This is a genomic window from Pseudomonas sp. GZD-209 (assembly GCF_049310485.1).
Classification (GTDB): Bacteria; Pseudomonadota; Gammaproteobacteria; order Pseudomonadales; family Pseudomonadaceae; genus Aquipseudomonas; species Aquipseudomonas sichuanensis.
Map to the genome: position 1 here is coordinate 1 of NZ_JBMOWQ010000256.1, position 13,886 is coordinate 13,886.

A 13,886-nucleotide genomic window follows, 5' to 3' on the forward strand; every position below is an offset into this window, starting at 1 on the left:
CTCCCACGCCGATCGCGGGACAACTCGTGGGAGCGGGCTTGCCCCGCGATGAGGCCATTACAAAAAACACTAATCCCAGGCAAAAAAAACGGGAACCCGAAGGTTCCCGTTTTCTCAACGCATTACAAGCGGATCAGCGTGGAAACGCTGGCGGGTTCACACCGGCCATGTCTTCCATCACACGAACCACCTGGCAGCTGTAGCCGAACTCGTTGTCGTACCAGACGTACAGGACAACGCGGTTGTCGCTGCAGATGGTCGCTTCAGCGTCGACCACACCGGCGTGGCGCGAACCGACGAAGTCGGTGGAAACCACTTCCTGGGAGCTCACGTAGTCGATCTGCTTGTGCAGTTCGGAGTGCATGGCGGTCTGGCGCAGGTACTCGTTGAGTTCCTCGCGGTTGGTGGCCTTCTCAAGGTTCAGGTTGAGGATGGCCATCGACACGTTCGGCGTCGGCACGCGAATCGCGTTGCCGGTCAGCTTGCCCTTGAGCACTGGCAGTGCCTTGGCAGCAGCGGTGGCGGCACCGGTTTCGGTGATAACCATGTTCAGCGGCGCGGCACGGCCACGACGGCTGCCCTTGTGGAAGTTGTCGATCAGGTTCTGGTCGTTGGTGAACGAGTGAACGGTTTCGACGTGGCCGTTGACGATGCCGTACTGGTCGTTGACAGCCTTGAGCACCGGCACGATGGCGTTGGTGGTGCAGGAAGCAGCGGAGATGATCTTGTCATCGGCGCTGATGTCGCCATGGTTGATGCCGTGCACGATGTTCTTCAGCGCGCCCTTGCCCGGTGCGGTGAGGATCACGCGGGCAGCGCCCGGGCAGGCCAGGTGCTGGCCGAGGCCGTCGGCGTCACGCCATACGCCGGTGTTGTCGACGATCAGCGCATCCTTGATGCCGTACTGGGTGTAGTCGACTTCGCTCGGGCTCTTGGCGTAGATCACCTGGATCAGGTTGCCGTTGGCGGTGATGGTGTTGTTGGCTTCGTCGATGGTGATGGTGCCATCGAACGGGCCGTGCACCGAGTCACGACGCAGCAGGCTGGCGCGCTTGACCAGGTCGTTTTCGGCGCCCTTGCGCACGACGATGGCGCGCAGGCGCAGGCCGTCGCCACCACCGGTCTTCTCGATCAGGATGCGCGCCAGCAGGCGGCCGATACGGCCAAAGCCGTACAGCACGACGTCGGTGCCTTTGCGTGCGGAAGCGTTCTGCTGACCGACCACATCGGCCAGTTCTTCACGCACGAACTGCTCGGCGGTGCGGCCATTGCCTTCCTGCTTGAACTTGTTGGCCAGCTTGCCCAGGTCAACCGAAGCGGCGCCCAGTTTCAGCTCGCTCATGGCCTTGAGCAGGGGGAATGTCTCGTGGACGGACAGTTCGGTTTCGTCGGCTTGACGGTGACGCGCAAAGCGGTGGGCCTTGAGAATCGAGATAACCGAACGGTTGATCAGGCTGCGGCCATAGATCGAGCTCACCACATTGTTGTTGCGGTAGAGCTGACCGATAAGCGGGATCATCGCTTCAGCCAGGGCTTCACGATCGATCCACTCACCAAGACACTGGTCGGGCTTCTGAGTCACGGTAACCTTCCACATGTAGGGGAACAAAAAAGGGGCTACATTATGACGCCCCGCGGCGTATCGGGCAATGAGCGCCTGTCGCCGGCCACAAGCCCCGTCGCCACGCCCTTTCGAGCCTGACAGCGCGCCCGCTCACCGGTACAATCGTCCTCTTTGCCGCAACGCTTGGAGTCCGATCTCCCGTGTCAGTTCTGCGCCTACCGCAACTGTCGGCCACGGCCGGCAAACACACCTGGGGCAACCTGCCCGGTGCCGCCTTGAGCCTGGCCATCGCCGAAGCCGCCAGCAGTGCCGGCCGCTTCACCTTGCTGCTGACCGCCGACAGCCAGGCTGCCGATCGCCTGGAGCAGGAGCTGCGCTTCTTTGCCCCGGACCTGCCGGTGCTGCCCTTCCCCGACTGGGAAACGCTGCCCTACGACCTGTTCTCGCCGCACCAGGACATCATCTCGCAGCGCATCGCCAGCCTGTACCGGCTGCCGGAGCTGGACCACGGCATCCTGGTGGTGCCCGTGACCACCGCCCTGCACCGCCTGGCCCCCACACGCTTCTTGCTGGGCAGCAGCCTGGTGCTGGACGTGGGCCAGAAGATCGACGTCGAGCAGATGCGCACACGGCTCGAGGCGAGCGGCTACCGCTGCGTCGACACGGTTTACGAGCATGGCGAGTTCGCCGTGCGCGGGGCACTGATCGACCTGTTCCCCATGGGCAGCAAACAGCCGTACCGCATCGACCTGTTCGACGACGAGATCGAGACGCTGCGCACCTTCGACCCGGAGACCCAGCGCTCGATCGACAAGGTCGACTCGGTACGCCTGCTGCCGGCCCGCGAGTTCCCCATGCACAAGGACGAGGTGACCCGCTTCAAGGCCCGCTTCCGCGAGCGCTTCGATGTGGACTTCCGGCGCAGCGCGATCTTCCAGGACCTGACCAGCGGCATCATCCCGGCCGGTATCGAGTACTACCTGCCGCTGTTCTTCGAAGAAACCTCGACCCTGTTCGACTACCTGCCGGCGGACACCCAGGTGTTCTCCCTGCCGGGCGTGGAGCAGGCTGCCGAGCACTTCTGGAACGACGTGCGCGGGCGCTACGAAGAGCGCCGCGGTGACCTCAGCCGCCCGCTGCTGCCGCCGGCCGAGCTGTTCATGCCGGTCGAGGACTGCTTCGCCAAGCTCAAGCAGTGGCCCCGGGTGGTGGTCAGCACCGATGACCTCGAGCCCGGCGCTGGTCGTGAGCGCTTCCCGGCGCGCGCCCTGCCCAACCTGGCCATCGAGGCCAAGGCCAACCAGCCGCTGGCGGCGCTGTCGAACTTCCTCGAGCAGTTCCCGGGCCGCGTGCTGTTCACCGCCGAGTCCGCCGGCCGGCGCGAAGTGCTGCTGGAGCTGCTAGAACGCCTGAAGCTGCGCCCGCAGACCGTCGAGGGCTGGGCCGACTTCATCACCGGCAGCGAGCGCCTGGCGATCACCATCGCCCCGCTCGACGACGGTTTGCTGCTGGACGACCCGGCCATTGCCCTGGTGGCCGAGAGCCCCTTGTTCGGCCAGCGCGTGATGCAGCGCCGGCGCCGCGACAAACGCGGCGAGGCGGCCAACGACGCGGTGATCAAGAACCTCACCGAGCTGCGCGAAGGCGCGCCGGTGGTGCACATCGACCATGGCGTGGGCCGCTACCTGGGCCTGGCCACGCTGGAAATCGACAGCCAGGCCGCCGAATTCCTCACCCTTGAATACGCCGAAGGCGCCAAGCTCTACGTGCCGGTGGCCAACCTGCACCTGATCGCCCGCTACACCGGCAGCGACGACGCCCTGGCGCCGCTGCACCGGCTGGGTTCGGAAGCCTGGCAGAAGGCCAAGCGCAAGGCCGCCGAACAGGTGCGCGACGTCGCCGCCGAACTGCTCGACATCTATGCCCGCCGCGCCGCGCGCAAAGGCTACGCATTCGCCGACCCGGCCGCCGACTACGCCACCTTCAGCGCCGGCTTCCCGTTCGAGGAAACCCCCGACCAGCAGAACGCCATCGAAGCCGTGCGCGAGGACATGCTCGCCGCCAAGCCCATGGACCGCCTGGTGTGCGGCGATGTCGGCTTCGGCAAGACCGAGGTGGCCATGCGCGCGGCGTTCATCGCCGTGCACAGCGGCCGCCAGGTGGCGGTGCTGGTGCCGACCACCCTGCTCGCCCAGCAGCACTACAACAGCTTCCGCGACCGCTTCGCCGACTGGCCGGTAACGGTCGAGGTGATGAGCCGCTTCAAGTCGGCCAAGGAAGTCAGCGCCGCTGCCGCGGAGCTCGCCGAAGGCAAGATCGACATCCTCATCGGCACCCACAAGCTGCTGCAGGACGATGTGCGCTTCAAGGACCTGGGCCTGGCGATCATCGACGAGGAACACCGTTTCGGCGTGCGCCAGAAGGAACAGCTCAAGGCCCTGCGCAGCGAGGTGGACATCCTCACCCTCACCGCCACGCCGATCCCGCGCACCCTGAACATGGCGGTGTCGGGCATGCGCGACCTGTCGATCATCGCCACCCCGCCGGCGCGACGCCTGTCGGTGCGCACCTTCGTCATGGAGCAGAACAAGAGCACGGTCAAGGAAGCGCTGCTGCGTGAGCTGCTGCGCGGCGGCCAGGTTTACTACCTGCACAACGACGTGAAGACCATCGAGAAATGCGCCGCCGAACTGGCCGAGCTGGTCCCTGAGGCACGCATCGGCATCGGCCATGGGCAGATGCGCGAACGCGAACTCGAACAGGTGATGAGCGACTTCTACCACAAGCGTTTCAACGTGCTGATCGCCTCGACCATCATCGAAACCGGCATCGACGTGCCCAGTGCCAACACCATCGTCATCGAGCGCGCCGACAAGTTCGGCCTGGCGCAGTTGCACCAGCTGCGCGGCCGGGTTGGCCGCAGCCACCACCAGGCCTACGCCTACCTGCTGACGCCGCCGCGCCAGCAGATCAGCGCCGATGCCGAAAAGCGCCTGGAAGCCATCGCCAACACCCAGGACCTGGGAGCCGGCTTCGTCCTGGCCACCAACGACCTGGAAATCCGCGGCGCCGGCGAGCTGCTCGGCGACGGCCAGAGCGGGCAGATCCAGGCGGTCGGCTTCACCCTGTACATGGAAATGCTCGAGCGCGCGGTCAAGGCCATCCGCAAGGGCAACCAGCCGAACCTCGAGCAACCGCTTGGCGGCGGCCCGGAGATCAACCTGCGCCTGCCGGCGCTGATCCCCGAGGACTACCTGCCGGATGTACATGCGCGCCTGATCCTCTACAAACGCATCGCGTCGGCGGCGGACGAGGAAGGCCTCAAGGACCTGCAGGTCGAGATGATCGACCGCTTCGGCCTGCTGCCCGAGCCGAGCAAGAACCTGATGCGCCTCACCCTGCTCAAGCTGCAGGCGGAAAAGCTCGGCATCAAGAAAGTCGATGCCGGCCCCAATGGCGGCAAGCTCGAGTTCGAGGCGCAAACCCCGGTCGACCCGCTGACCCTGATCAAGCTGATCCAGGGCCAGCCCAAACGCTACAAGTTCGAAGGTGCAACCCAGTTCCGCTTCATGGTGCCGATGGAACGCCCCGAAGAACGCTTCAATACACTGGAGGCGCTGTTCGAGCGCCTGACCCCACAGCCAAACTAAGGAAGCTCCATGCGTGCCATTCGTTCCCTGACCCTGCTGCTGGCGTTGCTCGCCCCGACCGCCTTCGCCGCAGGCCCTTATCAGGTGGAAATGATCCTGGTGCGGCAGAACGCCGTGCCGGCAATCACCAGCCCGTTCGCCCCGGAAGACTGGAGCGCCGGCGCGCCGCGCCTGGAAAAAGGCGCCGAGCGCCCGGCCGGCCTGGGTGACGAAATCACCCGCCTGCAGGCCACCGCCGACTACACCGTGCTGCTGCACAAAGCCTGGCAGCAGGACGGCGAGGCCATCGCCCTGAGCGCCGGCAACGAACAGTTCGGCCACTTCCCCATCGAAGGCAACCTGAGCATCAAGGAAGATCGCTTCATCGCCGTCGACGCCAGCTTCTGGGTCAACCAGCTCGACAGCAATGGCAGCGTGCTGCAGAGCGAACAGCTCAAACAGAGCAACAGCAACATGAAGGCTGGCCAACTGACCTTCCTCGACGGCGGTCACCTGGCCGTGCTGATCAAGGTATCGCCTGCCGGCATGCGCAAGATGCCGCTGCCGGACCCGGAGATGATGGAGCAGTGAGGTGAGCGAAAGCGATGCGCAGTTCCTCGTCCGCAATCACGACGGCTGGACGTTCGCGTTCGACCGCGGGGCACTGCAACGCGGCCTGAAGTATGCCGAAGAGGGCAGAAGCGAGATCGTGTCGATCCTCGACATGACCATCCGCGCCGAATGCCATGGTTCCGCTGGCCGCGTCTATTACCAGCGGATCACGCTGGACATGACCGAGGACGGCCTGACCTGTGACGGCACCTGTTCATGCCCGGTAGGCAATAACTGCAAGCACTGTGCAGCAGCCCTGTTCGTCCTTGAGCGCGGTGCCGACCATGTCGAGGGTGATCAACAGCTCCCGGCCACCCTCGCGCCAGCCGCGGCGCAGTCCCTGGACTTGCCGCCCGAGCTTGCGCACTGGGTGGAGGCTCTCGAGGTACCGGTGGCGCCCGCCACCGAGCCGGCCAAGCGCAAGGGCCCTTCGCTGTACTACCTGCTGGGTATCGATCACGGCCGTTGCATGCTCAGCGTGTTCAAGGGCACGCGCCAGGCCGACGGCAGCTTGAAACTGACTCGCCCCGGCTCGATGCCGGAGCTGATCTATTACACACCGCGCTACGTGACTGACGAAGACCTGCGCACGCTGCGCCTGATCGACGCCATGAGCAAGGATTACGCCCTGCCCATTGCTCGCCTGGAAGGCAAGAAAGGTGCGGACCTTTACGAGTACGCGCTGGCAACGGGCCGCTTGCTGTACAGCGAACAGCAGACCCCGCTCGCCCCAGGGCCCGACCTGCATGCCGATTTTCGCTGGGTACGGCTGGACAATGGCAGCTACCGCGGCGCCTGGCACCATGAAGACAAGGCGCACTGGCTGGCGTTGCCACTCGAACCGCTCTACTACGTAGACCCGCAAACGGGACAGAGCGGCAAACTGCTGCATGATCTCGACCCGTTCATCGCCAGCCAGCTGGCCAGCGCGCCCACGGTCCCGGAACACCTGATCGTGCCGTTGAGCCACCGCCTGAACGCCCTCAATCGCCAGGTACCGACGCCCACGACGGTGCGCAGCGAGCAGATCGAGGACATCCAGCCCACGGCGCGCCTGACCCTCGGCAGCCTCGAATACAGCGCCTACACACCGAAGACCGGGCGCATGCAGCGGCAGATGCAACACCGCGCAGCGCTGTCGTTCGATTACGACGGCCTGCGCACCAGCGGCAACGACAGCAAGCCGCTGACCCGCCTGGTCGAGAGCACCAGCCAGCGTATCCGCCGCCAGCCCCAGGCCGAGCAGGTGCTGCGCAATACGTTGCGCGATGCCGGCTTCAAACCCGCCACCCGCCAGAGCAAGGCGCTGCCCGACAGCGCCGGCGAGATGTATCAGCTGGCCGATGACGAAGCCTGGCTGCGCTTTGCCCGCGAGGGCCTGCCGCGCCTGCGCGAAGCCGGCTGGGCAGTGGATGTGCACCGCGACTTCGCCTTCAACCTGCACGAAGTCGACGACTGGTACGCCACCATCGACGAAGCGCCGGGCCACGAATGGTTCGATCTGGAACTGGGTATCGTGGTCGAGGGCCAGCGCCACAGCCTGCTGCCCATCGTCCTGCAGTTGCTGCGCAGCAGCCCGGAACTGCTGCGCGCCAGCGAGCTGGCACGGCGCAGCGACGACGAACACCTGCTGATCGACCTCAACCGCGCCCGCCACGACAGCCCTGCCCTGCGCGTCGCCCTGCCCTACGGGCGCATCAAGGCGGTGATGGGCACCCTCGGCGAGCTGTACCTGCACGAAGACGCCGTCGGCCCGAGCCTGCGCCTGGAGCGCGCTGACGCCGCGCGCCTGAACGACATCGAACACCTGCCCCTGCTGTGGGAAGGTGGCGCCCAGGTGCGCGACCTGGGCCGGCGCCTGCGCGACGCCCGCGACCTGCAGGTGCAAGCACCCAAAGGCCTCAATGCAACCCTGCGCCCCTATCAACAGCAAGGCCTGAACTGGCTGCAAGCCCAGCGCGAGATGGGCACCGGTGCCATTCTCGGCGACGACATGGGCCTGGGCAAAACCCTGCAGACGCTTGCCCACCTGCTGCTGGAGAAAGAGGCCGGGCGCCTGATACATCCAGCCCTGGCGGTGATGCCCACCAGCCTGGTGCCCAACTGGCTCGACGAAGCCAAGCGCTTCGCCCCCGAGCTACGGGTGCTGGCCCTGCACGGCCCAGGCCGCAACAAGCATTTCCCCACACTGGGCGACTACGACCTGGTGCTGACCACCTACGCGCTGGTACCCCGCGACCTTGAGCACCTCAAGCCACAGCCCTGGCACCTGCTGGTACTGGACGAGGCGCAGAACATCAAGAGCAGCACCAGCAAGGCGGCCCAGGCCGTGCGCGAATTGCAGGCCACCCAGCGGCTGTGCCTCACCGGCACGCCCATGGAAAACAACCTGGGCGAGCTGTGGTCGCTGTTCCATTTCCTGATGCCCGGCTGGCTGGGCGACAGCAAGCGCTTTACCCAGGACTACCGCACCCCGATCGAACGCCACGGCGACACCGAGCGCATGGCCCACCTGGCCAGCCGCATCCGCCCGTTCCTGCTGCGCCGCACCAAGGAACAAGTGGCCACCGAGCTGCCGGCCAAGACCGAGATGATCCACTGGGTCGAGCTCAGTGACGCCCAGCGCGACACCTACGAGGCGGTCAGGGTGGCGATGGACAAGAAGGTCCGCGACGAGATCGCCCGCAACGGCGCGGCGCGTAGCCAGATCATCATCCTCGACGCCCTGCTCAAGCTGCGCCAGGTGTGCTGCGACCTGCGCCTGGTCCAGGGCACCGAAAGCAAGGGCAACTTCGCCGACAAGGGCAAGCTGGGCAGCCTGCTGGAGATGCTCGAGGAGCTGCTCAGCGAGGGGCGCAAGGTCCTGCTGTTCTCGCAGTTCACCTCGATGCTGGCACTGATCGAGTTCGAGCTGGAGAAACGCGGCATCCGCTACAGCCTGCTGACCGGCGACACCCGTGACCGCCGCGCCCCGGTGCAGCAGTTCCAGAACGGCGACAGCGAGGTGTTCCTGATCAGCCTCAAGGCCGGCGGCACCGGCCTGAACCTGACCGCAGCCGATACCGTGATCCACTACGACCCGTGGTGGAACCCGGCCAGCGAAAACCAGGCCACCGACCGCGCCTATCGCATTGGCCAGGACAAACCGGTGTTCGTGTTCAAGCTGATCACTCGGGGTACGGTTGAAGAGAAGATCCAGCAGCTGCAACAGGAGAAGGCGGCGCTGGCGGCCGGGCTGCTCGATGGTGGCCAGGCCGGGCAGTGGCGGTTGGGGGATGAGGAGATTGACGCGCTGTTTGCACCGCTGCCGGGCAAGCGCAGCCGTTAAACCGGGTAAGCCAGTGCCGGCCCTTCGCGGGGCAAGCCCGCATCGGCGCACCGCCGCTCCCACAAGCCCTTGAGCTCGGCACTGTCCCCGTGGGAGCGGGCTTGCCCCGCGATGAGGCCGGTGAGGTCAATCGACCAGCTGTGCCTCTTTCAACGCACCCAGCGCCTCCAGCCAACGCGGCTGCTGGCGGTAATCGGTGCAGGCGAAGCCCTGCCCGCGCATGCGCGCGATGCGCGGCGACGGCTTGACCTTCATGCGCTGCGCGGCGCTCAGGGCCAGCTCCGCCGCCGCCCGGTCATTGCACACCAGGCCCATGTCGCAACCGGCGCTCAAAGCGGCTTCGATACGGCTGGCGGCATCGCCCACCACGTGAGCGCCAGCCATCGACAGGTCATCGCTGAAGATCACCCCATCGAAGCCCATCTCGCCACGCAGGATGTCCTGCAACCAGCGGCGCGAGAAGCCAGCCGGCTGGTTGTCGACCTGCGGGTAGATGACGTGGGCCGGCATCACTGCCGCCAACTGGCCGCTGAGGCGGCTGAACGGCACCAGGTCCGCGGCGCGCAGTTGCTCCAGGCTGCGCTCGTCGACCGGGATGGCAACGTGGGAGTCGGCCTCGGCCCAGCCGTGCCCGGGGAAGTGCTTGCCGCAGGCAGCCATGCCGGCGGCATTCATGCCACGGATGAAGGCCCCGGCCAATTGCGTGGCACGCTCGGGGTTACCTTCAAAGGCCCGGCTGCCCACCACGGCGCTGCGCTGGTGGTCGAGGTCGAGCACCGGCGCAAAGCTCAGGTCCAGGCCAACCGCCAGTACTTCGGTCGCCATCAACCAACCGCATTGCTCGGCCAGGTACTCGGCGTTGTCGTTGTCGGCGATCGCGCGCATGGCCGGCAGGCGCACGAAGCCATGGCGCAGGCGCTGCACACGGCCGCCTTCCTGGTCCACGGCAAGGATGAGCTCGGGGCGGATGGCACGGATCGACGCGCACAGCTCGCGCACCTGGCGCGGGCTGTCGATATTGCGGGCGAAGATGATCAAGCCGGCCACTTCGGGCTGGCGCAGCAGATGACGGTCTTCGGCGGTCAGCCATTTGCCGGCGATATCTACCATCAGAGAGCCTTGCAGGCTGGCGGTCATAGCGAGTCCTTCATTGAATATTCAGGGAGGCCCAGTGCGGGCAAGCGGCCTCGTCGATCCGTACCGGGCAATGGGCGGGTACGCGATCGAACAAGGCAAGCAAATCGTCGTTGCGCAGGCGTACACAACCATGGGACAGCGCAGTGCCCATGGGTTCAGTGTCGGGCGTGCCATGCAAATAGATGTAACGCTGGAAGGTATCGACCGGACCCAGCCGGTTGAACCCCGGTTCGCAGCCGCTGAGCCAGAGGATGCGCGTGAGGATCCAGTCGCGATCGGGAAACTGCGCTTGCAGCGCCGGCGACCAGACCTCACCGGTCCAGCGCCGGCTGCTGAGCACTGCGCCCTGTGGCAGGCCGCTACCTATCCTGGCGCGCACCTGATGCAGGCCACGCGGCGTGCAGCCAGAGCCTTTGCGCTCCCCCGCGCCATTGAGCGCCGTGGAGATCGGCAGGCGCAGCAGCAGCACGCCATGGGCGAAGCCATAGAGGCATTGATCAGCGAGGGAAATGTGCAGAAAATCGAGGTCGGGCATGGCGCTAGCTTATCTGAAGCGCCCTGCTCCGCCCAGTGTGTCAGGCCTTGGCCGGGGCGCTGGTTTTGCTGCGTGGACGCAGCTGTGCGGCAGCCATGGCCGCGTCGGTCACGCCCGTGTCGGCGCGCATGCCGGCTGCCAGGAACGGCACCATCAGGCGCATCACCTGCTCGATCGAGGTATTGATGCCGAAGTCGGTCTCGGCGATGGCGCGCAGGGCCTTGATCCCGGACATGCTGAACGCCGCGGCACCCAGCATGAAATGCACACGCCAGAACAGCTCCAGCGGAGGAATGCGCGGGGCGGCCTCGTTGACCAGCAGCATGTAGCGGCGGAACACCTTGCCGTACATGTCTTCCAGGTAGCGCCGCAGGTGACCCTGGCTCTGGCTGAAAGCCAGGCCCAGCAGGCGCATGAAGATGGACAGGTCGTTGTTGCTGCGCGGCTGGACCGCAAGGGCCTGCTCGACCAGCATCTCCAGCAGCTCCTCGAGCGAAGCCTTCTGCTCGGGGCGCGCCTGATGGCGCTCCAGCTCACGTTCCAGGCTGGCGCAGAATGGCCCGAGGAAACGCGAGAAAACCGCCTGGATCAGGGCCTTCTTCGAACCGAAGTGATAGTTCACCGCCGCCAGGTTGACCCCCGCCTTGCTGGTAATCAGCCGCAATGAGGTTTCCGCGAACCCGCGCTCCGCGAACAGCTGCTCCGCCGCATCGAGGATGCGTTCAACGGTTTCCGATTGGGCCATGACTACTCCGCCTGACAAACAGTTGTTTGAAACATACGTTTCAGGCCTGCTGATGTCAAGGCTCGGTGACTGGGCAGTCGCCATTTAAAAGCGCCAAGCCACAAGCTGCAAGCGCCAAGATGCGCGGGGCTTTTGATCTTTCTTGCAGCTTGCAGCTTGCAGCTCCCACCCCACTGTATATAATCCCAGTCACTGTATAAAAAGACAGAGTCCTCGCCCATGCTGAAACTGACGCCACGCCAAGCCGAGATCCTGGCTTTCATCAAACGCTGCCTCGAAGACAACGGTTTCCCTCCGACCCGTGCCGAGATCGCTCAGGAACTGGGCTTCAAGTCGCCCAATGCGGCCGAGGAACACCTCAAGGCACTGGCGCGCAAGGGCGCCATCGAGATGACCCCCGGCGCCTCGCGCGGCATCCGTATCCCCGGCCTGGAAGCCAAGGCCGAAGAGAACGGCCTGCCGATCATTGGCCGAGTCGCCGCAGGGGCGCCGATCCTCGCTGAACAGCACATCGAAGATTCCTGCAGCATCAACCCTGCATTCTTCCACCCCCGCGCCGACTACCTGCTGCGCGTGCACGGCATGAGCATGAAGGACATCGGCATCTTCGACGGTGACCTGCTCGCCGTGCACACTACCCGCGAGGCCCGCAACGGCCAGGTGGTGGTCGCGCGCATCGGTGACGAAGTAACCGTCAAACGCTTCCAGCGTGAAGGCAGCAAGGTCTGGCTGATTGCTGAGAACCCGGAATTCGCCCCTATCGAAGTCGACCTGAAAGAACAGGAACTGGTGATTGAGGGCTTGAGCGTTGGCGTCCTGCGCCGCTGATCAAGGAGGCGTCATGCAGCCGTTCATCCCTGCATCGCAACAAGTCCAGTTGCCACTGTTCGAGGCATTTTTCGCCAACCCGGTTTTGCCGGGTTTCAAGGCCCGCGAACAGCCGCGCAAAAGCAACCAGCCCGAACTGTTCAGCGAACTGGCCCTGCGTGGCGCCCCCGGCCATTGCCAAAGCCTGTTGGCGCCTGTCTTGCGTGAACTCAGCGAAGAGGACGACAGCCGCTGGCTCACCTTGATCGCCCCGCCTGCCAGCCTCACGCAAGCATGGCTGCGCGATGCCGGCCTCAACCGCGAACGCATCCTGCTGCTTCAGCCAGGCAGCAACCAGAACGCCCTGCAGCTGGCTTGCGAAGCATTGCGCCTGGGGCACAGCCATACCGTCGTCAGCTGGCTGGGCAGCGTCAGCAACAGCGCTCGGCAACAGCTGCTGCGCGCCGCCGCCAGCGGAAAAGCACAAAGCCTGAACATCCGCCTTGGCTGATGTTCAGGCTTTGCCTGTCATCTGTCTGTAGCCGTGAACCTCTAGCGTGGCTCAGTGAAGGACTCGCGGCCCTTCATCACGCTCGAAATCGCCTTCTACCAAGCGACCGGCCATTTGCACACCGACGCTGAGCATGGCCTTGGCCACTTCCACATGCTGTCCTTGCAGGAATGCCTTGGCATCCTCGGAGAAATCCAGGGTTACCAGGGAACCTTCATCCTCGGCGCGGCGCAGCTCGATCCGGCCGTCAGGCAACTCGACAATTTCTAGAAAGGACGTTGACATACTTGGGGCCTGCTTTGCACGAAAGGCCGATAGTGTATCAGCCATGATTGCTGTCAGCACTCACTCAGCGCGTCGCGGAATCGTCTCACCAAGTCCTTCAAGTTCTTCCGCCAGGTCTCAAGCTCTACTTGCGAAAGCTCTAGCGGCTCGGCCTCATCCAGATTGACCGCCTGGATCAATGGCTGGGTGACATCGGTTTTCGCGCTTTTCTTCGCGACCGGCGGTCGGAACAAATCGGCATAAGCTGCAAGCAGGCGAGCCAGCCAAGTTTCTGGCTGCCGTGCCAGCTCCAGCATCTCTGCCATCTCCGGAATTGCCACGCTCTGCAGCACCTCGTCGTTGAGCAGCAGCTCAGCCCGTGCTGCAGCCGCTTGCGGCAAGCGGTAGAAACCAGCGATCTCATGGCACAAGCCCAGCAAGGCACCATACAGGTGGAACAACGTCGCTTCGCGCTCGGCCTGGACCAAGCCCTGGGCGTTCATGGCACCGCTTGCAGTGGCCTTGGCCATGGACTCCAGCGCAAGGCCGGCAAAGAACAGTTTCTGATTGGTGCGGGTGTAGAGTTCCTGGGCCATTTCGGCTGACCTCCTGAAGGCTGCAAGGCGATTGCCTGCAGTTTCAGGGATTGCGCTTTGCTTGTCATCAAATGAGTGGGGGGGGGGGGGGGGGGGGGGGGGGGGGGGGGGGGGGGGGGGGGGGGGGGGGGGGGGGGGGGGAGAGAAAAAAAAAAAAC

Annotated in this window: 11 protein-coding genes; 5 read left to right on the forward strand and 6 right to left on the reverse strand. The window is 65.0% G+C overall.

Features of this window, described 5'->3' with window-relative positions:
* Positions 1-133: 133 nt before the first annotated feature.
* Positions 134-1,597 carry a glyceraldehyde-3-phosphate dehydrogenase gene (locus tag ACO6VM_RS25225; protein WP_401056874.1) on the reverse strand — a complete coding sequence of 488 codons (1,464 nt, stop codon included), beginning with the start codon at positions 1,595-1,597 and terminating at the stop codon, positions 134-136.
* Between the two features lie 167 nt (positions 1,598-1,764).
* Between ACO6VM_RS25225 and mfd the strand changes: the two genes are divergently transcribed.
* The 3 genes from mfd to ACO6VM_RS25240 are packed head-to-tail and all read left to right on the forward strand — an operon-like array spanning position 1,765 to position 9,133.
* Complete coding sequence (gene mfd, locus ACO6VM_RS25230) at positions 1,765-5,214, forward strand: transcription-repair coupling factor (protein WP_390967418.1); 3,450 nt, start codon at positions 1,765-1,767, stop codon at positions 5,212-5,214.
* A gap of 9 nt (positions 5,215-5,223) precedes the next feature.
* Positions 5,224-5,784 carry a CsiV family protein gene (locus ACO6VM_RS25235; RefSeq protein ID WP_422403975.1) on the forward strand — a complete coding sequence of 187 codons (561 nt, stop codon included), beginning with the start codon at positions 5,224-5,226 and terminating at the stop codon, positions 5,782-5,784.
* A 1-nt stretch (position 5,785) separates the two neighbouring features.
* Complete coding sequence (locus ACO6VM_RS25240) at positions 5,786-9,133, forward strand: SNF2-related protein (protein WP_422403976.1); 3,348 nt, start codon at positions 5,786-5,788, stop codon at positions 9,131-9,133.
* Between the two features lie 126 nt (positions 9,134-9,259).
* Here the strand turns inward: ACO6VM_RS25240 and nagZ are convergent, their stop codons facing one another.
* From nagZ to ACO6VM_RS25255, 3 genes are read right to left on the reverse strand one after another with little or no spacing between them, the layout of a single operon-like run.
* Positions 9,260-10,258, reverse strand: a complete 999-nt coding sequence (gene nagZ, locus ACO6VM_RS25245) for a beta-N-acetylhexosaminidase (RefSeq protein WP_422403979.1) — start codon at positions 10,256-10,258, stop codon at positions 9,260-9,262.
* Between the two features lie 22 nt (positions 10,259-10,280).
* On the reverse strand, positions 10,281-10,805 hold the full coding sequence (locus ACO6VM_RS25250; RefSeq protein WP_422403977.1) for a L,D-transpeptidase family protein: 525 nt from the start codon (positions 10,803-10,805) through the stop codon (positions 10,281-10,283).
* Between the two features lie 40 nt (positions 10,806-10,845).
* Positions 10,846-11,550, reverse strand: coding sequence for a TetR/AcrR family transcriptional regulator (locus ACO6VM_RS25255; RefSeq protein ID WP_347150098.1), 705 nt, complete (start codon positions 11,548-11,550; stop codon positions 10,846-10,848).
* A 219-nt stretch (positions 11,551-11,769) separates the two neighbouring features.
* On the opposite strand from ACO6VM_RS25255, the gene lexA reads away from it, so the two are divergent.
* Positions 11,770-12,378, forward strand: a complete 609-nt coding sequence (lexA, locus tag ACO6VM_RS25260) for a transcriptional repressor LexA (protein WP_153785128.1) — start codon at positions 11,770-11,772, stop codon at positions 12,376-12,378.
* A gap of 13 nt (positions 12,379-12,391) precedes the next feature.
* A complete protein-coding gene (gene sulA / locus ACO6VM_RS25265; RefSeq protein WP_347150097.1) occupies positions 12,392-12,868 on the forward strand; it encodes an SOS-induced cell division inhibitor SulA in 477 nt (158 codons plus the stop codon).
* Positions 12,869-12,919: 51 nt separating this feature from the next.
* Here sulA and ACO6VM_RS25270 read toward each other — a convergent pair whose 3' ends face one another.
* Entirely contained in the window at positions 12,920-13,153 is a 234-nt protein-coding gene (locus ACO6VM_RS25270; protein WP_043215749.1) for a hypothetical protein, read from the reverse strand.
* Between the two features lie 53 nt (positions 13,154-13,206).
* Positions 13,207-13,728 (reverse strand): DUF6586 family protein, encoded by a 522-nt coding sequence (locus tag ACO6VM_RS25275; RefSeq protein WP_422403978.1) that lies wholly within the window; start codon positions 13,726-13,728, stop codon positions 13,207-13,209.
* Positions 13,729-13,886 lie beyond the last annotated feature (158 nt).

What these genes read in the sequence shown, in the direction of transcription:
- ACO6VM_RS25270 (WP_043215749.1), bottom strand. Translation starts at nt 13,153, where the DNA reads ATGTCAACGTCCTTTCTAGAAATTGTCGAGTTGCCTGACGGCCGGATC.
- sulA (WP_347150097.1), top strand. Translation starts at nt 12,392, where the DNA reads ATGCAGCCGTTCATCCCTGCATCGCAACAAGTCCAGTTGCCACTGTTC.
- ACO6VM_RS25250 (WP_422403977.1), bottom strand. Translation starts at nt 10,805, where the DNA reads ATGCCCGACCTCGATTTTCTGCACATTTCCCTCGCTGATCAATGCCTC.
- ACO6VM_RS25255 (WP_347150098.1), bottom strand. Translation starts at nt 11,550, where the DNA reads ATGGCCCAATCGGAAACCGTTGAACGCATCCTCGATGCGGCGGAGCAG.
- ACO6VM_RS25275 (WP_422403978.1), bottom strand. Translation starts at nt 13,728, where the DNA reads ATGGCCCAGGAACTCTACACCCGCACCAATCAGAAACTGTTCTTTGCC.
- lexA (WP_153785128.1), top strand. Translation starts at nt 11,770, where the DNA reads ATGCTGAAACTGACGCCACGCCAAGCCGAGATCCTGGCTTTCATCAAA.
- ACO6VM_RS25225 (WP_401056874.1), bottom strand. Translation starts at nt 1,597, where the DNA reads ATGTGGAAGGTTACCGTGACTCAGAAGCCCGACCAGTGTCTTGGTGAG.
- ACO6VM_RS25235 (WP_422403975.1), top strand. Translation starts at nt 5,224, where the DNA reads ATGCGTGCCATTCGTTCCCTGACCCTGCTGCTGGCGTTGCTCGCCCCG.